Source organism: Gordonia sp. PvP123 (assembly GCF_040547295.1).
Taxonomy (GTDB): Bacteria; Actinomycetota; Actinomycetes; order Mycobacteriales; family Mycobacteriaceae; genus Gordonia; species Gordonia terrae.
This window is the reverse complement of record NZ_JBEPPN010000014.1, coordinates 56,025-77,515: the sequence shown is the minus strand read 5'-3', so window position 1 is coordinate 77,515 and position 21,491 is coordinate 56,025. Positions and strand designations below refer to the sequence as shown.

The 21,491-nt window shown below is 68.7% G+C and carries 15 protein-coding genes; 1 reads left to right on the top strand and 14 read right to left on the bottom strand.

The genetic code is table 11. The annotated features are described in order from the left end of the window. Positions 1–38: 38 nt before the first annotated feature. From ABIC25_RS22765 to ABIC25_RS22710, 12 genes are all read right to left on the bottom strand, one after another. Positions 39–782 carry a sulfite exporter TauE/SafE family protein gene (locus tag ABIC25_RS22765; protein ID WP_081486988.1) on the bottom strand — a complete coding sequence of 248 codons (744 nt, stop codon included), beginning with the start codon at positions 780–782 and terminating at the stop codon, positions 39–41. Beyond that, positions 769–2,343 (bottom strand): bifunctional phosphoribosylaminoimidazolecarboxamide formyltransferase/IMP cyclohydrolase, encoded by a 1,575-nt coding sequence (purH, locus tag ABIC25_RS22760; protein ID WP_101820355.1) that lies wholly within the window; start codon positions 2,341–2,343, stop codon positions 769–771. The genes ABIC25_RS22765 and purH overlap by 14 nt, the downstream gene beginning before the upstream one ends. Continuing rightward, positions 2,340–2,963: a phosphoribosylglycinamide formyltransferase gene (gene purN / locus ABIC25_RS22755; RefSeq protein WP_064571217.1), complete on the bottom strand. Its 624-nt coding sequence runs from the start codon at positions 2,961–2,963 to the stop codon at positions 2,340–2,342. Before purN ends, purH begins: the two co-directional genes overlap by 4 nt. Before the next feature lie 96 nt (positions 2,964–3,059). Next, positions 3,060–4,661 (bottom strand): cell division protein PerM, encoded by a 1,602-nt coding sequence (locus ABIC25_RS22750; protein WP_354563276.1) that lies wholly within the window; start codon positions 4,659–4,661, stop codon positions 3,060–3,062. A 176-nt stretch (positions 4,662–4,837) separates the two neighbouring features. After that, complete coding sequence (locus ABIC25_RS22745; RefSeq protein ID WP_354563274.1) at positions 4,838–6,046, bottom strand: DUF5336 domain-containing protein; 1,209 nt, start codon at positions 6,044–6,046, stop codon at positions 4,838–4,840. Between the two features lie 176 nt (positions 6,047–6,222). Further along, positions 6,223–8,190 carry an acetoacetate--CoA ligase gene (locus tag ABIC25_RS22740; RefSeq protein ID WP_354563295.1) on the bottom strand — a complete coding sequence of 656 codons (1,968 nt, stop codon included), beginning with the start codon at positions 8,188–8,190 and terminating at the stop codon, positions 6,223–6,225. After that, positions 8,190–9,833, bottom strand: coding sequence for an AMP-binding protein (locus ABIC25_RS22735; RefSeq protein ID WP_354563273.1), 1,644 nt, complete (start codon positions 9,831–9,833; stop codon positions 8,190–8,192). Before ABIC25_RS22735 ends, ABIC25_RS22740 begins: the two co-directional genes overlap by 1 nt. 55 nt (positions 9,834–9,888) lie before the next feature. Next, positions 9,889–10,803, bottom strand: coding sequence for an HpcH/HpaI aldolase/citrate lyase family protein (locus tag ABIC25_RS22730; RefSeq protein WP_239402903.1), 915 nt, complete (start codon positions 10,801–10,803; stop codon positions 9,889–9,891). A 5-nt stretch (positions 10,804–10,808) separates the two neighbouring features. Beyond that, on the bottom strand, positions 10,809–11,333 hold the full coding sequence (locus ABIC25_RS22725; RefSeq protein WP_354563271.1) for a MaoC family dehydratase: 525 nt from the start codon (positions 11,331–11,333) through the stop codon (positions 10,809–10,811). Next, positions 11,330–12,475, bottom strand: a complete 1,146-nt coding sequence (locus ABIC25_RS22720; protein ID WP_239402901.1) for an acyl-CoA dehydrogenase family protein — start codon at positions 12,473–12,475, stop codon at positions 11,330–11,332. The genes ABIC25_RS22725 and ABIC25_RS22720 overlap by 4 nt, the downstream gene beginning before the upstream one ends. Before the next feature lie 10 nt (positions 12,476–12,485). Further along, complete coding sequence (locus ABIC25_RS22715; protein WP_354563269.1) at positions 12,486–14,564, bottom strand: acetyl/propionyl/methylcrotonyl-CoA carboxylase subunit alpha; 2,079 nt, start codon at positions 14,562–14,564, stop codon at positions 12,486–12,488. Between the two features lie 46 nt (positions 14,565–14,610). Next, positions 14,611–16,188: a carboxyl transferase domain-containing protein gene (locus tag ABIC25_RS22710; protein WP_276521976.1), complete on the bottom strand. Its 1,578-nt coding sequence runs from the start codon at positions 16,186–16,188 to the stop codon at positions 14,611–14,613. A gap of 236 nt (positions 16,189–16,424) precedes the next feature. Here ABIC25_RS22710 and ABIC25_RS22705 point away from each other — a divergent pair, with 236 nt between their 5' ends. After that, positions 16,425–20,000, top strand: coding sequence for an indolepyruvate ferredoxin oxidoreductase family protein (locus tag ABIC25_RS22705; protein WP_354563267.1), 3,576 nt, complete (start codon positions 16,425–16,427; stop codon positions 19,998–20,000). On the opposite strand, the gene ABIC25_RS22700 is transcribed toward ABIC25_RS22705, so the two are convergent. Together ABIC25_RS22700 and ABIC25_RS22695 are read right to left on the bottom strand one after the other, a co-directional pair. Continuing rightward, entirely contained in the window at positions 19,933–20,796 is an 864-nt protein-coding gene (locus ABIC25_RS22700) for a class I SAM-dependent methyltransferase (RefSeq protein WP_354563265.1), read from the bottom strand. The two genes, ABIC25_RS22705 and ABIC25_RS22700, sit on opposite strands and share 68 nt — an antisense overlap. Continuing rightward, positions 20,777–21,436, bottom strand: coding sequence for a DUF5336 domain-containing protein (locus tag ABIC25_RS22695; protein ID WP_239402897.1), 660 nt, complete (start codon positions 21,434–21,436; stop codon positions 20,777–20,779). Before ABIC25_RS22695 ends, ABIC25_RS22700 begins: the two co-directional genes overlap by 20 nt. Positions 21,437–21,491: the final 55 nt, after the last annotated feature.

Below are 21,491 nucleotides of genomic sequence, written 5' to 3'. Positions count from 1 at the left end.
AGCGGTTGTCGGCTGCGGTCGTCCCCCAGGCCGACGCCTCAGCTGAACGCCAACCACCCCGCGAGGCCGAGTCCGCAGACTCCGACCACGATCCGAAGTGGTCCGGGCGGTAGGCGTTTCACCACGGGCGGACCACACCATCCACCGGCCAGGCAGCCGACGGCCATGGCGAGCGCCGCCCACCACTCGACGGGTCCCCAGATCATGAATCCGACGGCGGCGACCGTGTTGGCGATGCCGAGGAACAGCGATTTGGACAATGCTGCGCGCCACAGTGGTTCGCTGGTCACCACGAGCATCAGCGCGAGGATCATGATCCCGGCCCCCGCGCCGAAGTATCCGCCGTACACCGAGATCAGCGTCAATCCCAGGATGAACACCCAGGGGCGTTCGACGTGTGAGGTCGCCCAACGTCGCAGGACGGGTTGTACGAGTAGCGCGACCGCGGCAATCGCCACGAGGAACGGCACAACGGCCTCGAACGCCTCGGCCGGCGTCGAGAGCAGCAGCACCGCACCGACCGTGCCACCGATCAGCGAGGCTACTGCGCCGATGATCAGACGCCGCCGGTCACCGTCGAGGAGGGAGCGTCCCGACTGTGCGGTGCTCCCCACCCCGACGGCGACCAGCGCGACCGTGTTCGTGACGTTGGCGGCGATCGGACTGAGCCCGACGGCGAGCAGCGCGGGATAGCTGACGATCGAGGCCAGCCCGGTGATGTAGCCGATCAGGCCTGCGCCGAACCCGGCGACGACCAGTAGAGCGAGCTCAGTGAGCGAAATGGCGCGCCCCGGTGAGGTAGAGCGTCACGCCCGCCTCGTCGGCCGCCTCGATCACCTCGTTGTCGCGAATCGATCCACCGGGCTGGGCAACGGCTTTCACCCCGGCCGACAGCAGTACCTGCAGTCCGTCCGGGAAGGGGAAGAACGCATCCGACGCCCCGACGCTGCCTGCCGCTCGGTCACCCGCGCGCTGCACGGCGAGATGCGCGGAGTCGACGCGGTTGACCTGCCCCATGCCCACCCCGACCGACGCACCGTCGGAGGCGAGCAGAATGGCATTGGACTTGACCGAACGACATGCCCGCCAGGCGAATTCGAGGTCGGCGAGAGTCTGGTTGTCGGCCGGCGGTCCGGCCACGAGGTTCCAGTTGGCCGGATTGTCACCGTCGGCGTCGAGGACGTCGCGCTGCTGCATCAGCAATCCGCCCGACACCGGCTTGGTCTCGATCCCGGTCGCCGCCGGCGGGGTGGCCACCAGGACTCGGATGTTCTTCTTCCGGGTCAGGACCGAGAGCGCGCCGTCGGCGAAACCGGGCGCGACGATGACCTCGGTGAAGATCTCGGCGACCTGCTCGGCCATCTCCACGGTGATCTCGCGATTCGCGGCGATGACACCGCCGTAGGCGCTGATCGGATCGCAGGCATGCGCCTTCCGATGCGCCTCTGCGATGTCGGCACCGATGGCGATCCCGCACGGGTTCGCATGTTTGATGATCGCGACCGCCGGGGCATCGAAGTCGTACGCGGCGCGCCAGGCGGCGTCGGCGTCGGTGTAGTTGTTGTAGCTCATCTCCTTGCCGTGGAGTTGCTCGGCGGTCGCGACCCCGCCGGCGCCGGCGTTTCCGACATACAGCGCGGCCGCCTGGTGCGGGTTCTCGCCGTAGCGCAGCACCGCGGAGCGGGTCCAGGTCGCCCCGGCCCACGCCGGGAACTGCGAGTCGTCCTCGGGCGCAACGACGCTCGACATCCACGACGCCACAGCGACGTCGTAGTCGGCGGTGTGCCGGAACGCCTTTGCCGCGAGCTTCTTCCGGTCGGCGAGGGAGAAGCCCTCCGCGGCAACGGCCTCGGCCACCCGTGCATAGTCCTCGGGATCGACCACGACGGCGACCGACGGATGGTTCTTGGCGGCGCCGCGCACCATCGACGGACCGCCGATGTCGATCTGCTCGATGCATTCGTCCGGCGTCGCGCCCGAGGCCACCGTCGCGGTGAACGGGTACAGGTTGACGACGACGAGATCGAATGCGGCGACGCCCAACTCGTCGAGCTGCGCGACATGATCGGACTTTCGGGTGTCGGCGAGGATGCCTGCGTGAACCTTCGGGTGCAAGGTCTTGACGCGCCCGTCGAGACATTCGGGGAAGCCGGTCAGCGTCGACACCTCGACGACCGGGACACCCGCGCCTGCGATGGTCTTCGCGGTCGATCCGGTGGACACGATCTCCACCCCGGCCGCATGGAGCGCCGTCGCGAGATCGGTGAGACCGCTCTTGTCGTAGACACTCACCAGCGCGCGCCGAATCGGTCGACGAGAACTGTCAGGGCTGTGTGCGTTCACGGGATGCGGGCCTTTCGTCCATCGATGACTACTCCTCTGGTGACCAGTGCGGCCACCACGTCGGCGAGCAACACGCGCTCGACCGTCTTGATTCGCTCGTGCAGGGTGTCGGCGGTGTCGTCGTCATCGACGGTGACCACCTGCTGGGCGAGGATCGGACCGGTGTCCACGCCCTCGTCGACCAGGTGGACCGTCGCGCCGGTGACCTTGACGCCGTAGTCGAGTGCCTCGGCGACACCGTGGGCGCCCGGGAAGGCGGGCAGCAGCGCCGGGTGACTGTTGACGACACGTCCACCGAACCGTCCGAGAAAGGCCGGGCCGAGGATCTTCATGAACCCGGCGGTCACCACCCACTCCGGTCCGATCGCGGCGACCTGCTCGGTCAGCGCACGATCCCACGTCGCGCGGTCGGCGTGGTCGGCGACACGGCAGGTGATGAGCGGGATCTCGTTGCGCTGCGCGACCTCTTGCGCGCGGCACACACGGTCGACGACGATCGCCGCAACCCGAAACGGGGAATCCTCGGCGCCACCGCGCGCGATCAGCGACTCCAACAGCGAACCGGTGCCCGACGCCATCACCACCAGCGGGGTGCGGCCGGGTGCCGTCGGGGATGTCACGTCGTCGAGACTAATCGCCGCACGTTGCGCCACCCGAGCCGGGTGCGACGCCGTCGGGCCGGCCGCGCACCGGGCGCCCTGCCGGCGGGGTTCGCCTCAGCGTTGCCGGGACGTGCCGTGCGAGCCGGGATAGAGGTCGTAGTCCGCATCGTCGGCGAGATCGGTCTCATCGAGATCGTCGTCGTACACGCGGTTCGCCGCCGGTTCGGAACCGGACGGAGAGTCGGCGACCACGGAACCGTCGTCGCGTGCATCGGCGTCGTCGAGAGGTTCGTCGTCGCGAGGCTCGTCGTCGACAACCTCGTCGTCGTACTCGTAACCGTCGTGATCGGCATCCTCGTAGTCACCGTCGTCGAACTCGGAGTACTCCGCGTACTCATCGTCCTCGTCCAGATCGGTGACGATGACGTACTCGTCCTCGTAACCGGGATCGAGCGGGTCGTCGAAGTACTCGTCGCCGACGGCGAGGCGGGCTGCGCGGGTCGACGGCAGGAAGGCGTACACCAGCACGATCAGCAGGCCGACGACCGCGATCCAGCCCAGCGTGAAGACCCCGGCCGCCGACACGGTGACGGCGACGTCGCCGAACTCCCCGAGCGTGCCGCCCGCCGCGACGGTCAGGACGGCGACCGCCGAGGCCCCCACCGCCGCGGCGACTCCCACCGAACGCACATGAGCCATGGGATCGAGGTCTCGGCATCGCCAGCCGACGAAGCCCGCGACGCCGGCCGGCACGAGCAGACCGACGAATCCCCAGGCTCCGGCGCCCGGCCCGTCGGGCAGGACCGCGAGCACCGGGACCGGCGGCACGGCGCCACCGCGAACCGTGAACAGATCGACCGTCATCGCGCCGAGCTGCACGTCGGAACCGACGAGCACCGCCATCGCGGCGACCATCACGTTCGGGAGATACAGCACCGAGAGCAGGCAGAGTCCCAGGAATCCGTCGAAGTCGTAACCGGTCTCGATCAGCTCACCGATCTGCCCGTGCCGCATCAGCATGCGCAGGCACACGAGTACGGCGCCGGCGACGAGCAGCATCAGTGCCGCGACCAGTCCGTATCGGAAGCCTCGACGATCGGCGTGGGAGACGCGCCCACGGACCGCGAAGTCCCGGCGTCGACTCCACACGATCCCGGCCAGGGCGGCGCCACCATGCACGCCCAGCGTGTACAGGAACGCGACGAGCGCGCTGGGCGTCTGGATCGGCAGGACCGATCCACCGTCCATCACGACGGCCAACGACATCGCGGTGATCAGCACCGGGCCGATCACCGCCGAGAAGACGACGGCCCCCAGGTCGAACAGATCGTGCCGATCGCGTTCGGCCGAGTTCGTGCCGATCGAGACGGCCCGAGCCGTCAGCCGGGCTGTACCGGCGGCGACGATCAGTGTCGGCAACAGCGGCAGCACGCCGACGGTGACCCCGCTGATCGTCACCGGCACCTGGTGGATGGCCAACCAGCCCGAGGCGATCGCGCTCGGGAGTCCGGTCAGGCCGCTGCCGGCCAAGAGCAGCACCGCAAGCATGACGACGATCAGGGTCACCAGCGCGATCGCGGGAACGGTGAACGCCACCACCGCGAGCTGGCGGGCCGAACCCTCGGCCGCCGTGCGCTGCGCACGACGCGATCGCCGCAGGTTACGAAGCTGCGACGCCAGATTGTCCGTGGTCGGGTCCGGCTTGAGGGAAGGCATCGTCATGAGCCTGACACGGTCCCGGCCGACGCCGTCGTAGACGCGCCGAGTGAGCCGCGAAAGGGAGGCAGCTCACCGAGCGGCTTCGCACCGGCCCGACCGGCGGGGCCGGCTCGGCCGACGGCGAAACACAGTGCCCCGCCGACCGATGGTCGACGGGGCACCGAGTGCGAGGGTCAGTTGCCGCTTCCGGTGGGCGGCTCCGGCTTCTGGAAGACCGTGGTGGAGTGGTCTCCGGCCGGGGTGTCGGTGCCCGCGGGGCTCGCGGAGGCGCCGGGTGCGGAAGGGGATGCACCCGAGGCGCCGGCCCCGTACTGGCCGGGGCGGTAGTCGCCGTAGCCCGATTCGCCGTGTCCGGAGGCCGCACCGGCGGCCGACGCCGACGACTCCCCCGTTCCGGCGGAGTATCCGCTCTGACCGGTCGTCGACGCACTCGACGACTGCGAGTAGGCCGACGGGTCATAGTTGGCCGATGCCTGCTGGCCGTATTGCGCCTGCGCGCTCCCGGTGCCGTAGGCAGTGGTCTGCGCGTCGCCGTATCCGCCCGTCTGCTGATGCGCACCGGTGTCGGACTGCGTCGCGGCGGACGAGCCGGGGGTCACGGCTGCGGTGGCATCGCCCACCGCGGGCGCCACCTTGATGACGCCGGCATCGGTGAGCAACCACACGACGGCGAGGACCGCGGACAACAGGGTGAAGATCAGCAGGACGATCGCCCCGGCACCGTTGTCGTCGATGTTGAGGAACTGGAACAAGGTGATCAAGAACGAGGTGATCGCCAGTGACGCCACGATCGGAGCCGCCGGCACCTTGATGCCCGGGATCAGCGAGATGAGCGCGAGGATTCCGGCAACGCTGATGAGCGTGTACGGGGCGTTGTACTGCGTCTGGAACAACTTGAGCGCGAAGTCATAGGTCTCGGCCGCGGACAGGAATCCGCTGAAGAGCACGATGAGGCCGAAGGCGCCGATGGCGGCCGCGAGGAGCACCGGGGTGATGGCCGGGAGTCCCTGGCTCGGCTGCTTGACCGGCGGCTGGGAGTACCCGTACTGGCCGTAGCCCTGCTGGCCCTGCTGGCCGTACCCGGGTTGGCCGTAGCCCTGCTGGCCGTAACCCTGGTCGCCATAGCCCTGCGCAGGGCTCTGTCCGTAACCGGGCTGTCCCTGCCCGTAGGACTGGCCGGCCTGCCCGTACTGCTGGCCGTAGCCCTGCTGGCCCCCGTATTGCTGCGCCTGGCCGTACTGGTCGGAGCCGGGCGCGGGGCTCGCCTGCGGACCCGTGTTGTGGGCGCCGGATTGCGGGTAGCCGGATTGATTGCCGTACTGGCCGTAGGACTGTCCGGACTCGGGCTGCTGTTGCCCGTAGCCGCCGGGTGGGTAGGTCATCGCGATCTCCTGGTCGGGTCGGGTCGGTCGGTCTGGATCAGCGGGTCGCGTCGAGGTGACGGCGTCCGGCCGTCGCCCCCCACGAGCGCAGAACTGTTCCCCACGCTAGTACACATGCCCGCCGGGTCCCATGACCCTTGCACAACGCGGCCCCTTCATCGGGCCATGGGCCGTGCTCACCAGCGGTGTGCGCGCCCCTGCTCGGCGTACCAGTCGATCAGCGCATAGTCGTCGACCGCCTTGGGGTCGATGTTGACCTCGGATCGGCCGGCCAGAATCGCGGTGACCGGAACCTCGAGTTTCTTTCCCGTCCGGGTGTGCGGGATTCCGGGGGCCTCGATGACCTCGTCGGGCACATGGCGTTTGGAGAGCCGGTCGCGGACCGAGGCCGCGATCCGGCCGATCAGGTCATCGTCGAGCGTTGCGCCGGGGACGAGGGTGACGAACAGCGGCATCCAGTAGGCGCCGCCCGGTCCGTCGACACCGAGCACGAACGCCTCCGCGATCTCGTCGAGCGCTTCGACGACCTCGTAGATGTCGGCCGATCCCATCCGGATCCCGTGACGGTTCAACGTCGCGTCGCTACGACCGTGGATCACGAGCGACCCGCGTTCGGTCACGGTCACCCAGTCGCCGTGCCGCCAGACCGGCTTCGACGCCCCGCCCTCCCATTCGTGGGCGAAGTACGCGGCGCGGTATCGCGCACCGTCGGGATCGTCCCAGAAGCTCACCGGCATCGACGGCATCGGGGCGGTGACGACGAGTTCGCCCACCTCCCCCACCAGCGGGCGGGCTGCGGGCGACCAACTCTCCAGCGCCACACCGAGGTAACGGACCGACAGTTCACCGGGCACCACCGGCTCGCCGGTCGAGCCACCGGCGAACGCGGAGACGATGTCGGTGCCGCCACTGATCGACGAGATGGGCAGGCCGGGCCGGACGTGGTCGTCGACCCAGGTGAAAAGATCTGCCGCGAGGGATGATCCGGTGCTCCCGAGCGTCCGCAGCCGGCTCAGATCGTGCCGACGCCCGGGCTCCAGTCCCGCCTTTCGTGACGCCTGCAACTGACCTGGACTCGTGCCGAAGTAGGTGACCCGCTCGTCGTCGACGATCTGCCAGAGTCGGTCGGCGTCGGGGTACAGGGGCGAGCCGCTGTAGCAGATGATCCGCGAACCACAGAGAAGTCCGGCGACCTGATAGTTCCACATCATCCAGCTGAGCGCCGTCTGCCAGAAGAACACATCGTCCGCAGACAGATCACCGTGCAGGGCACCGGCTTTCAGATGCTCGAGGAGAACTCCGCCGTGCCCGTGGACGATCCCCTTGGGCCGTCCGGTGGTGCCGGAACTGAAGAGCACCCACAACGGATGGTCGAAGGGCACCTGTAGCGGCCGGAAGTCGCCGGGGTCGCCGCTGCATGCCTGCGCGTAGTCGACGGTCGACGACCCCGGATCGATGGCTCCGATCGTGATGTGCGCGACGAGGTTCGGCAAGAGGCCCGCCAGCTCCGCACTGTCGGAGCGCTTGTCGACCACCTTGCCGTTGTAGCGATAGCCGGCCGCGGTGAACAGCACCTTCGGCGCGAGCTGACCGAGGCGACCGGCCGCGCCCTGCGGCGCATAGTCCTGACCGCATCCCGACCAGACCGCGCCGAGAGACGCGGTGGCGAGGAAGGCGATGACGGCTTCGGGGATGTCGGGCAGGTACGCGGCGACCACATCGCCGGGACCCACCCCGTGCGCACGGAGTGTCGACGCCAGGCCGGCGACCTGCGACGGCAACTCCGACCAGGCGATCTCCGAACGCTCCCCCGCCTCGTCGATCCCGACGATCGCGGCACCGGGCAGAGTGGCGTGCCGCAGGATCTGATCGACGTAGTTCAGGCGGACGTCCGGAAACCAGACGGCCCCGGGCATCCGGTCGTCGGCGAGTACCGCCTCGTCCCCGGGATCGAGGGGTTCCGCGGCGAGGGCGTCGAGGTCGAAGAATTCCCAGACCGCACGCCAGAACTGTGCCGGTTGCCGCACCGACCACGACCATTGGGTGTCGTACTCGCTTGTGTCGACCCCGAATCGCTCGTGCACGAAACGCCCGAAGCGATTCATCTGAGTGCCCGCGGTCCGCACCGCCTCACTGGTGGTCATCATCGCAGCTGCTCGAGAATCGAAACCGCCTCGTCCCGCATCGCCACCTTGCGGACCTTTCCGGTGACGGTCATCGGGAACTCCTCGACCACATGGACATACCGCGGGATCTTGTGTCGCGCGATCTTGCCGGTGGCGAACTCCCGCAGGTCGTCCGCGGTGAATTCGGTTGCGGTGTCGCGCAGGCGCACCCACGCCATCAGCTCTTCGCCGTACTTCTCGTCGGGCACGCCGATGACCTGGGCGTCGAGGATGTCGGGATGGGTGTAGAGGAACTCCTCGATCTCGCGCGGGTAGATGTTCTCCCCGCCGCGGATCACCATGTCCTTGATGCGCCCGGTGATCCGGACATATCCATTGTCGTCCATGTCGGCGAGGTCGCCGGTGTGCATCCAGCCGTCGGCGTCGATGGCCTCGGTGGTCTTCTCGGGTTCGTTCCAGTATCCGGTCATCACCGAGTAACCGCGCGTGCACAATTCGCCCGTCACGCCGCGTCCGGAGGTCTCACCGGTGCCGGGGTCGACGATCTTGATCTCCAGGTGCGGGCCGACCCGGCCGACGGTGGTGACGCGCAACTCCAGCGGATCGTCGACCCGCGTCTGCGTCGACACCGGCGACGTCTCGGTCATGCCGTAACAGATCGACACCTCGCGCATGTGCATGCGGTCGACCACCTGCCGCATGACGTACTCCGGGCACGGCGACCCCGCCATGATGCCGGTACGCAGGCTCGACAGGTCGATGTCGAGCCCGTCGTCGAGCAGATCGAGTTCGGCGATGAACATGGTGGGTACGCCGTAGAGACTGGTGCAGCGGTACTCCGCAACCGCGTCGAGGGTGGCGCGCGGGTCGAATGCCGGCGCCGGGATGACCATCGCCGCACCGTGACTCGTGGCCGCGAGATTGCCCATCACCATGCCGAAGCAATGGTAGAAGGGCACGGGGAGACAGATCCGGTCGTCGGCGGTGTAGTTCAGCAGTTCGCCGACGAGATACCCGTTGTTCCCGATGTTTCGGTGCGACAGTGTCGCACCCTTCGGGAATCCCGTTGTACCCGAGGTGTACTGGATGTTGATCGCGTCGTCGGGCGACAGCGACGCGGCGATCTCGGCGACACGTTCGAGTTCGTCGGCAGTCGCGTCGGCGCACAGTGCGTCCCACCCCGGGGAGTCGAAGAGCACGACCTCGCGCAGTTCCGGACACCGCGGGCGCGCCTGCTCGAGCATCGAGGCGTACGCCGAGTCCTTGAAACTCTCGGCGGCCAGCACGACGCTCGTCCCGGACTGCTGCAGCGCGTACTCGATCTCGTTCTGGCGATAGGCGGGGTTGAGATTGACCAGGATCGCACCGATCTCGGCGGCGGCGTACTGCGTCAGAACCCATTCGAACCGGTTGGGCGACCACAGTCCGACTCGGTCGCCGACCGACACACCCAGTCGCAGCAAACCGGCCGCGACGGCACGCACGTCTCGGTGGAACTCGGAATACCGCCATTCCCGTCGCGCCGCGGCATCGATCAGGGCGGTTCGGTCGCCGTAGGTCTCGACGGTGCGGGCCAGAGTGGCGCCGATGGTCTCGGCGAGCAGGGCCGGTGTCTCCTCACCGCGCGTGTGTGCAGGCTTCGGGTGAGCCTCGGTGCTCATGTTCTGCTCCGGTCTGTCGTCGGGCGTGTTGCCCTGGTGGGGTGGGGATGTTCGGTCAGTTCTCGCCGGCGGGATCGGGACGCGTATCGCTGACGCGGGAGAGGACGACCTCGGCCTGGCGGAGAACCGGTCCGTCGATCATCTGGCCGTCGAGGCTGAACACCCCGCCCGCGTGGTCAGCGGCGCCGTCGAGAATCCGGCGCGCCCATTCGACCGCCTCGTCGGACGGTCGGTAACCGTCCCGGATGTGATCGACCTGAGACGGGTGGATACATGCGGTGGCGGTGTAACCCAGTGCCACCGCATCGCGGACCTCGGCCACGAGTCCGTCGACGTCGTCGATGTCGAGGTGCACCGAATCGACGGCGAACTTGCCGTGCGCGGCGGCCGCGATGCGGACCATCGAGCGCACCCAGCTCGCGACGTCCCGGTACTCGCCGGGGCGGGATTCGCCGGGACCGAACCGGCTCGACGTTCCGCCCAGGCCGGCGACGAGATCCTCTGCCCCCCACATCAGTCCGATGCAGTTGGAGGTCGCCGCGATGTCCCGGGCCCGGGTCGCGCCGAGCGGCGTCTCGATCAACGCGATCGTCTGGAACGCGGTGTCCAGGATCGAGGCGACGTCCTCGGCCTTGGCCTGCATCACCACCCGGTAGTTCGTCTCCGCCACGGCCGCGAGATCGCGCCGGTAGTCGCCGGTGCCGGCCGGGTTGATCCGCACGATGGTGCGATCCGGGTCCACGGGATGGGCGACGAGTGCCTCCCGGGCTGCCGCGCGGTTGGCCGGCGACACCGCGTCCTCGAGGTCGATGATGACCACGTCGGCGCGGTCGAGGGCCTTCTGGTATCGCTCCGGACGGTCGGCCGGGCAGAACAGCAGGGCCGGCCCGGGCGGCAACCACGCGTTGGTGAGTTGCCCCGCCAGTCCGGAACCCGCGACCGGGCCGCCGGGTGGATCCTCGAAGAACATCGTCGTCACTCCGTCCGTTGCCTGCGCACCAGCGTTGCTCGTGCGGCGCGGGCGACGACCTCGCCGTGCTGGTTGCGTCCGATGTGGGTCAAGTTCACCACGCCCTCGCCCGGGCGCGACCGCGATTCGCGTTTACCGGTGCACTCGGTCTCCGCGTAGAGCGTGTCGCCCGCGAACAGCGGTGCCGGGAACGCGACCTCGCTGAACCCCAGGTTCGCCACGAGGGTGCCCTGGGTGAGCTGCGAGACCGACAAGCCGACGATCGTCGACAGGGTGAACATCGAATTGATCAGGCGCTGCCCGCCGAAACCCGGCTGCTCCGCCGACCAGGCGGCGTCGAGATGGAGCGCCTGCGTGTTCATGGTCAGCGTCGTGAACAACACGTTGTCGGCCTCGGTGACGGTGCGCCCGGGACGGTGCTCGTAGATCGTGCCCTCGTCGAACTCCTCGAACCACAGCCCCCGCTGCACGATTCGACGACCCGCGGCGCCACCGCTTGCGTCCGATCCGGACGCCGCCGTGCCGCTCATGCGAACCCCAGCTCGCGGGCGATCAGCATGAGTTGCACCTCGGTGGTGCCCTCGCCGATCTCGAGGATCTTCGAATCGCGGTAATGCCGGGCGACGGGATAGTCGTTCATGAAGCCGTAGCCGCCGTGGATCTGGGTCGCCATCCGGGCGTTGTCCATCGCCGCCTCACTGGCGATCATCTTCGCGATCGAGGCCTCCTTCTTGAACGGCTTGCCCGCCAGCATCTTCGCCGCCGCGTCGTAGTACGCGGTCCGGGCGACATGGGCCCGGGCCTCCATCCGGGCGATGGCGAAGGACACCGACTGGTATTCGCCGATCGCCTTGCCGAAGGACTGGCGTTCCTTGGCGTACTTCACGCTCTCGTCGACGCATCCCTGCGCTACGCCGGTCGCGAGGGCCGCGATCGCGATGCGCCCCTCGTCGAGGATCGACAGGAAGTTGGCGTACCCCCGTCCGCGCACACCCAGCAGGTTCTCCTTGGGGACGCGTACGTCGGTGAAGGTCAGCGGATGCGTGTCCGAGGCGTTCCACCCGACCTTGTTGTAGGCCGGCTCGGCGGTGAAACCCGGTGTCCCGGTGGGCACGATGATGGTCGAGATCTCCTTCTTGCCGTTGTCCTTCACACCGGTCACCGCGGTCACGGTCACCAGCGAGGTGATGTCGGTGCCGGAGTTGGTGATGAACTGCTTGCCGCCGTTGATGATCCACGAGTCGCCGTCGTCGCGAGCCGTGGTCGCGGTGGCACCGGCGTCGGACCCGGCACCCGGTTCGGTGAGACCGAATCCCGCGAGTGCGGTGCCGGCGGTGAGTTCGGGCAGATACTGCTGCTTCTGCTCCTCGGTACCGAAGCGGTAGATCGGCATGGCGCCCAGGCTCACACCGGCTTCGAGCGTGATGGCGACGGACTGGTCGACCTTGCCGAGCTCCTCCAGCGCCAGCGACAGGGCGAAGTAGTCGCCGCCCATACCGCCGTATTCTTCCTCGAACGGGAGACCGAACAGTCCCATCTTGCCCATCTGGGCGACGACCTCGTACGGAAAACTGTGCTCGGCATCGTGTTTCGCGGCCACCGGCGCCACCACGGTCTGCGCGAAGTCGCGGACCGTTGCGATGAGGTCGGTGTACTCCTGGGTGAGTTCCATGTGAATCCTTCTACTGGGAATCGGCAGTTGCTACGGGGGTGGCGACGACAGCGAGGATCTGTCCCGCATCGACCTTGTCCCCCACCGCCACCGAGATGTCCACGGTGCCGTCGACCGGGGCGGTCAGTGCGTGTTCCATCTTCATCGCCTCGACGACGACGATCGACTGGCCCGCGGACACGTCGTCGCCGGTCCGGGAGGCCACGGCGACCACGGTGCCCGGCATCGGGCTGGTGATCTCACCGGCGTGTTCGTCGGCGGCCTCGTCGAGCAGGGGCTTCGCGAGTTCGAGGATCCATGTGCCCGACGGCCCTGCCACCCACCAACTCTCGCCGACACGGACACTCGACCACGACTGCGACACGCCGTCGACGACCAGCCGGTCCGACTCGCGTCCGTCACCGGGCTGCGCCGGTTGGTAGACCACGTGTCCGGTCCAGGACGCCTCGGTGTCGTCGTCGGCGACGACGGTGGCGGTTCCCGAGAGGGATCGCGCGTCGGCGGCGTCGACCCGGATGGCGACCGTCGAGTGCCGTCCGCCTGCGACCAGCCGGGTGATGACCGGGGCGGGCGGTCCGACACGCCATCCGATCGCCGAGGACCAGACGTCCCCCGCATCGCGGGCTCCGATCCGCGCGAGTCCGACGAGCACCTGGGCCTCGGGGGTGGGTTCCGGCGCGGCGTAGTCGACGACGAGCCGGTCGAGCAGTTCGGTGTCGAGGTCCGCGTCGACGACGGACTGCTGACGCAACACGAAGCGGCAGAAGTCGATGTTGGTGACGACGCCCAGGACCCGGGTGTGGGCCAGGGCCTGATCGAGGCGTTCGAGGGCCTCCTCGCGGTCGGCGCCGACGGCGATGACCTTCGCCAGCATGGGGTCGTAGTCGCTGCCGACGCGCAGTCCGTCGAGCATGGCCGAGTCGACGCGGATCCCACTGCCGGGCGAGGTGTCGGGATGGACGAGATGTTCGATCGTGCCGCCGGTGGGCAGGAAGCCGCGAGCGGGATCCTCGGCGTACACGCGCGCCTCGATCGCGTGTCCGCGCAGGGTGATCGCGTCCTGCGTGAGACCCAGCACCTCCCCGCGGGCGACGCGGATCTGCTGTTCCACGAGGTCGACTCCGGTGACGAGTTCGGTCACCGGGTGCTCGACCTGTAGGCGGGTGTTCATCTCCATGAAGAAGAATTCGTCCGGCCGGTGCGCCGACACGATGAACTCGACCGTCCCCGCGCCGGTGTAGCCGACACTGCGCGCGGCATCGCAGGCCGCCTCCCCGATACGTGCCCGGGTCTCGGCATCGAGCAGCGCCGACGGCGCCTCCTCGATCACCTTCTGATGCCGCCGTTGCAGCGAGCACTCGCGTTCGCCGAGGTGGATCACGTTCCCGTGCTCATCGGCGAGGACCTGGACCTCGATGTGGCGCGGGGTGTCGACGAAGTGCTCGAGGAACAACGCGTCGTCGCCGAAGGCAGCGGCGGCCTCGCGTCGTGCTCGTTGCAGTGCCGCAGGCAGTTCGGACGCTTCCCCGACGCGGTGCATACCCTTGCCGCCGCCACCCGCGCTGGGCTTGATGAGAACCGGGAAACCGATTTCGGGTGCCGCGGCGATGAGATCGTCGTCGGTGAGCCCGGGCCGCGACAGACCCGGTACCACCGGTACCTCGCGGGCGGTGACCGCGGCGCGGGCCGTGATCTTGTCGCCCATGGTGGCGATCGCCTCGGCGGGCGGCCCGATGAAGACGATGCCCGCCTCTGCGAGAGCGGCCGCGAACTTCTGGTTCTCCGAGAGGAATCCGTAGCCCGGGTGGACGGCGTCGGCGCCGGTGGCGCGCGCCGCGGCGACCACGGCCCCGATGTCCAGATAGCTCTGGGCAGCCGCGGCCGGACCGATGCGGACCGCGACGTCGGCCTCGCGCACGTGACGGGCCTGCGCGTCGGCGTCGGAGTAGACGGCGATGCTGCGAATTCCCATGTGGCGCAGGGTGTCGATCACGCGGCAGGCGATCTCACCACGGTTGGCCACCAGGACACTGCGAATGGGTCTGGCGCCGGGAGCGGAGCGAGCGGGCCGAATGGTTCTGGTACTCACGGTCGGGGTCCTCGGGGTAGGCGGGAGCGGCTTCGGCACGGTCGGGTCACATCCGGAAGACGCCGTAGCGCGGTTCGGCGAGCGGTGCGTACCGGGCGGTCTCGAGCGCGAGGCCGAGCAGGGTCCGGGTCTGGGCGGGATCGACGATGCCGTCGTCCCACAGCCGCGCCGTCGAATAATAGGCATCGGACTGTCGTTCGAACTGCTCGCGGATCGGGGCCTTGAACGCTTCCTCGTCGTCGGCCGTCCATTCGTCACCCGACCGCTCGATCTGGTTGCGCCGCACCGTTCCGAGCGTGTCCGCTGCCTGCGGTCCGCCCATGACCGAGATGCGGGCGTTGGGCCACATCCACAGGAACCTCGGCGAGTATGCGCGCCCGCACATCGAATAGTTGCCCGCTCCGAAGGACCCGCCGACCATGACGGTGAACTTGGGGACCCGCGCGCACGCCACCGCGTTGACCATCTTGGCCCCGTTCTTGGCGATGCCCCCCTGCTCGTAGGCCTTGCCGACCATGAAGCCGGTGATGTTCTGCAGGAACAGCAACGGGATTCGACGCTGGTCACACAGTTCGATGAAATGAGCGCCCTTGAGGGCTGATTCACTGAACAGCACACCGTTGTTGGCGATGATCCCCACCGGATGACCATGCAGGTGCGCGAACGCGGTCACCAGGCTGGTGCCGTAGTTCGCCTTGAATTCCGAGTATTCGCCTCCGTCGCACAGGATCTCGATGACCGACCGGACATCGTAGGGAGTTCGCGGGTCGGTGGGCACCACATCGTAGATGTCGGTCTGCGGCCGCAGCGGCTCACGGACCGGGACGGTCTCCCACTGGGCGGCCTCGCGGGGTCCGAGGGTCGCGACGATCTCGCGGACCTTGGCAAGGGCCTGCTGATCGTTGTCGACGAGGTGATCGGTGACGCCCGACACCGACGAGTGCATCGCACCGCCGCCCAGGTCCTCCGCGGAGACGTCCTCACCGGTCGCCGCCTTCACCAGGGGCGGGCCCGCGAGGAAGATGGTGCCCTGATTGCGCACGATCACCGTCTCGTCGCTCATCGCCGGGACGTAGGCCCCGCCGGCGGTGGAAGAACCGAGGACGGCGGCGATCTGCGGGATTCCCGCCGCGCTCATCGTCGCCTGGTTGTAGAAGATGCGGCCGAAGTGATCGCGATCGGGGAACACCTCGTCCTGCTGAAGCAGCATCGCGCCGCCCGAATCGACGAGATAGATGCAGGGCAGCCGGTTGGCGGCCGCGATCTCCTGCGCGCGCAGGTGCTTCTTGACCGTGACGGGGTAGTACGTCCCGCCCGAGACGGTGGCGTCGTTGGCGATGATCATGCACTCGCGACCGGCGACCCGGCCGACACCCGCGATGACCCCCGCGGCGGGCACCTTGTCGCCGTACATCCCGAAGGCCGCGAGCGGCGCGACCTCGATGAACGGCGAGCCGACATCGAGCAGACCGTCGACCCGGTCCCGGGGAAGCAATTTGCCGCGGGCGACGTGACGCTCGCGCGCCTTCGCCCCACCGCCGGCGGAGACGTCTCGGAGGCGCTCGCCGAGCAGGTCGAGATTGCGCTGGTGTGCGGCCCGGAAGCCGTCGAGCGTGCTGGTCACCGTCGACCCTTCAGTTAGTTGGGATTAACTGAAAGTAATCGTACGCGATGCAGTGGCCCATGTCACGCCCGGATCGGGCCGGCATCCCGCCGCCCGGCGCAGGCGGCGGGACGTGACGCGCGTCACGTCATCTCGTACTGTTGTGGCAGGCCCACCACCCCCGGGCCGCCACAACCGATGCGCCGACGAACCGGAACCCCGGATCGGCCACCGCACATAGAAGGCCAGGTGACCCCATGACCCTCGCAGACGATCGTGCCCGCTTCGAGCACGTCCCGACCCCCGATACGCGACCGCCCGGGGCGGCGGTCGCCGAGTTCTCGCTCGACGACCGCTACACACGCGACGCCGGCGACATCTACCTCACCGGAATCCAGGCCCTGGTCCGCATGGTCCGCGACCGCGCTCGCGTCGACCGCAGATCCGGCCTCCGCACCGCCTCGTTCATCTCCGGCTACGAGGGCTCTCCCCTCGCCGGATACGACCTCGAGCTCGCCCGGCGCCATGAGCATCTCGCCCCGTACGACATCGTCCACCGGCCCGGCCTCAACGAAGAGCTCGCCGCGACATCGGTGATGGGTTCTCAACTCGCCGCCCAGGTCAGCGGCGGTCGCGACCTGGCACCGTCCGCGGCCGGGCACCCCCGCGACGGCGTCGTCGGATACTGGTACGGCAAGGCCCCCGGTCTCGACCGCGCGACGGACGCGCTGCGCCATGCCAACCTCATCGGAACCCATTCCGCCGGCGGCGCCGTCGCGCTCGTCGGCGATGACCCGGGCGCCAAGTCCTCCACCGTTCCATGCGCGTCCGAGATGGCCCTGGCCGACCTCTACATCCCGATCCTCTACCCGGCCGATTCCCAGGACATCCTGGACCTCGGCGTTCATGCGGCGATCATGAGCCGCACCAGCGGGCTCTGGACCTCGCTCAAGATCTCTGCGCACGTCGCCGACGGAGCGTCGACTGCCCATGTCGACCCCGACCGGATCGTGCCCGTCCTCGGCGAGCTCGGGACGAGTCCCCATGTGCCCAGCGGACGGCTGCTCGGCGCCCATCTGATGGAACTCGAGCAGAATCAGCTCACCACCCGACTTCCGCGCGCGCAGGAGTACGCCCGGCTCAACGGCATCAACCGGATCGTGGTCTCGAGTCCCGACGACCGCATCGGGATCGTGGCCGCAGGCAAGACCTACCTCGATCTGCGGGAGGCATTGCGCCTGATGCGAATCGACGACGAGGATCTGCGGCGGCTCGGGATCCGCATCCTCAAACTCGGCATGGTCTACCCGATCGAGCGGGACATCCTCGACCGGTTCATGTTCGACACCGCGACCGGCGATCTCGACGAGGTCATCGTCGTCGAGGAGAAGCGCGATTTCATCGAGACGATGATGCGCGACATCCTGTTCCGCCATCCGCGGGCCCCCCGCATCGTCGGCAAGGTCCACGAGGACGGCTCGACCCTCTTCTCCCGCTTCGGCGAACTCGACGTCGACGCCGTGACCCGTGGTCTCGCCGACCGGCTCGCCCGCCACGGGGTCGACGCCGCACAGATCTGGCTCGACCGCAAAGCCGCTCGCCACACCCGCATCGAACTCCCACTGGCCGTGCGCACGCCGTACTTCTGCTCCGGCTGCCCGCACAACAGCTCGACGAAGGTCGCCGAGAACACCCTGGTCGGCGCCGGTATCGGTTGTCACGCCATGGTGTTGCTGATGGACCCCAGACAGGTCGGCGACATCGCCGGCGTCACCCAGATGGGCGGCGAGGGTGCGCAGTGGATCGGCATGGCCCCCTTCGTCTCCGCGAACCACTTCGTGCAGAACGTCGGCGACGGAACCTTCTCGCACTCTGGATCCCTGGCGTTGCGAGCGGCTGTCGCGTCGGGTGAGAACATCACCTACAAGCTGCTCTACAACGGCACCGTGGCCATGACCGGCGGGCAGGACCCGGTGGGTGCCATGACCCTGCCACGGCTGACGTCGCTGCTGCTCGACGAAGGCGTGAACCGGATCGTGGTCACGTCCGACGACCCGAAACACGTTCGCACACTCGGCCTTCCCGAACAGGTGGCGGTCCGACACCGCGATGATCTGTCCGACGTGCAGACCGAACTCGCAGCCGTCCCGGGCGTCACGGTCCTCGTCCACGACCAGCACTGCGCCGCCGAGAAGCGCCGGAAGCGCAAGCGCGGCACCATGCCGACCCCCACTCGTCGGGTGGTGATCAACGAACGCATCTGTGAGGGCTGCGGCGACTGCGGCGAGAAGTCGAACTGCCTCTCGGTACACCCGGTGCAGACCGAGTTCGGACGCAAGACGAGGATCGACCAGAGTTCCTGCAACCTCGACTTCTCCTGCCTGCGGGGCGACTGCCCGTCGTTCGTCACCGTCACCCCCGGCACGGATCGAATTCGCACCCGCGCAGCAGATCTGGCGGAGTCCGCGTTACCGACGCCCGCAGTCCCCACCATCCGCGACACCTTCTCGTTGCGTGTCACGGGCGTCGGCGGTACCGGGGTGGTGACCGTGTCCCAGGTCCTCGCCACCGCGGCCGTCCTCGACGGGCACTCGGCCCGGACCGTCGACATGACCGGACTCGCCCAGAAGGGCGGCGCGGTGGTCAGCGACATCAAGGTGGCCCCGCATCCGCTGGAGCAGGCGGCGAAGGTGGCGTCCGAGGACTGCGACCTGTACCTCGTGTGCGATCCTCTCGTCGGCACCGACCCGGTCAACCTCAAGGTCGCCGCTCCCGAGAAGACGATCGCGGTCGTGTCGACGACGCAGGTGCCGACCGGCCTGATGGTCATCGACACCTCCGTCGGCTTCCCGTCCGACGCCGCCGTCCATTCCGCGATCGACGACCGGGTGACGCGCGCGGTGTACCTCGATTCGGGAGCGATGTCGACCGCACTGTTCGGCGACGAACAGTTCGCCAACATGCTGATGGTGGGTGCCGCCTATCAGGCCGGCTCCCTGGCCATCACGGCGGCGTCGATCGAGCGCGCGATCGAACTCAACGGCGTCGCAGTGGACGCGAACGTGCAGGCCTTTCGACGCGGCCGACAGATCGTGGCCGATCCGGGCTCGGTATCCGAGACCATCGACGGTCTGCACGGCCGTCCCGCCGCCGAGATCGAGCCGAGCCCCCATGCCCTCGGGGTGGTCGCCGGGCTCGAGGGCGTCGACGATGAACTCCGGCGCACCATCGCGATCCGGTACGACGAACTGACCGCCCACTCCGACGAGCGGTACGCGCGTGAGTACCTCGACACGGTGGACCGGGTGCGGCGCGTCGCACCGGATTCCTCGCTGACCGATGCCGTCGCCCGGAACCTGTACAAGCTGATGGCCTACAAGGACGAGTACGAGGTCGCCCGGCTCACGCAGGACCCGACGTTCGCCGCGCGGATCGCCGACGAGTTCGGCGCCGACGCCGAGGTCGCAGTGCGGCTGCATCCGCCGACGCTGCGCAGTATGGGCATGCGCGAGAAGCTTGCCCTCGGGTCGTGGGCCGACCGCCCGCTGAGCGCACTCGCAACGATGAAGCGGCTCCGGGGAACCCGGTGGGACCCGTTCGGCCGCAGCGAGATCCGCCGCACCGAACGTGCGCTGATCGTCGAGTACCGGGAGCTCGTCGACGCCGTCCTGGATGCGCTCGCCAGTGGGCGCATCGGTGTGGACCGGCTACCCGCGGTCGTCGACCTCGCGGAACTGCCGGACATGGTCCGCGGCTACGAGGGGGTCAAGATGGCGAACGTCGAACGGTACCGGGAAGCGGTCGCACGGCAACGGGCCGCGCTGGGGATCTAGGGGGTTCCGGCCGGCGAATACACATGACAGCAGTCTGCCCGTCTCCCCCGAGAATGATGTCGGACTCGTGAGTCGCGCCGCCGCCCCGGACCACCTGCTCGGCCTGGGCGGTGTTCATCTCGATCAGCAACTCGCCACCGACAGCGAGCCATGTCCGGGCGTCGGCGATCAGCACCGTGATGTGGTCGAGGCCTTCCGGGCCGCCGAGCAGCGCCCGGTGTGGTTCGTGATCCCGCGCCTCCGGCGCCAGCAGACCGAGCGCCGAGTCGGGTACGTAGGGCGGCACAGCGGCGATCACGTCCAGACGGCCGCGCAGTGCCGCCGGTAGTGCGTCGAGTCCGGCACCGCGATGAATCCCGGTCCCGTCCGGCAGGTTTCGGCGCGCGAAGCCGAGCGCGGTGTCGTCGGTGTCGACGACGTGCAGACCGACACCGGGGACGGCGGCCGCGACACTCGCGGCGATGGGTGCCACGCCGCAGAACGCCTCGAGCACCAGCGGGGACGGTCGCGCCCGCGCCGCGGCGACCGCGGTGCGGGCCAGCAACAGTGAGCGTTGTCGCGGCACGAAGACTCCTGGGCCGACACACAACCGCAGGTCGCCGAAGCGGACCCCTCCCAGGAGATGTTCGAGCGGCTCCCCCGCCGCGCGGCGTACGCACAGTTCATCGAGTTCGGTTGCGCCGGTGGCCTGCTCGCGAAGCAGTGCGGCTTCCTCTTCGGCGAAGACACACCCGGCACGACGCAGGAGACCGACGATCGGATCGTCGGGTCCGTGGTCAGGAGTGGTGCGCGTCATCCTTCTTCAGACCGTACAAGAAGGCGGCCGCGACGAGCAGCGCCACCTGCAGGAAGCCCAGGATCAGTCCGACGATCGCGCCGGCGCCCAGATCGAGGAACGGCGGTGTGATGAGGGCCGAGGCGAACAGCGCCAGCCACGCGGCCACCCCGACGACCGCCAGGAACGGCAGCGCCCTGCGATAGCGAGGAACCAGGACGAACGTCGCCGCGATGCCCACGACCCCGAGTGCGATGAAGAACTTCCCGGGGTTCAGGACGATCTCGTAGGAGAAGAACGCGGGAATCCCACCCTGTCCCTCCTCGAAGTCGGTGCCCCACCGGTTGAGTTCCTCCTCGGCGCCCGCCGACACCGAGACCCAACTGAGGAAACCCATGAAGTAGGTGACGATCCCGGCGAGCGCGGAGGCCAGCGCGAAGATCACCGACAGGTCGGCACGCGGGCCACGGGTCGGCTGTCCCCAACCGGGAGGCGGGTACTGCGCGCCGGTGTTCCACTGCTGCCCGGGAACACCTCCAGTGCCGGGGTGCTGAACGTGGGCCGTCTGGTCCTGGTTTCCGGCGAAGCCTCCGGTCTGCGGCGGGCCCTGCGGAACGCCTGACCACTGACCGCCCGGGTGCTGGGGTTCGCCTGGATTCACGATCCGCTCCTCGTCGCTGATGCGGGACTCGGCCCGCCGCCCTTCCGGACTGTCC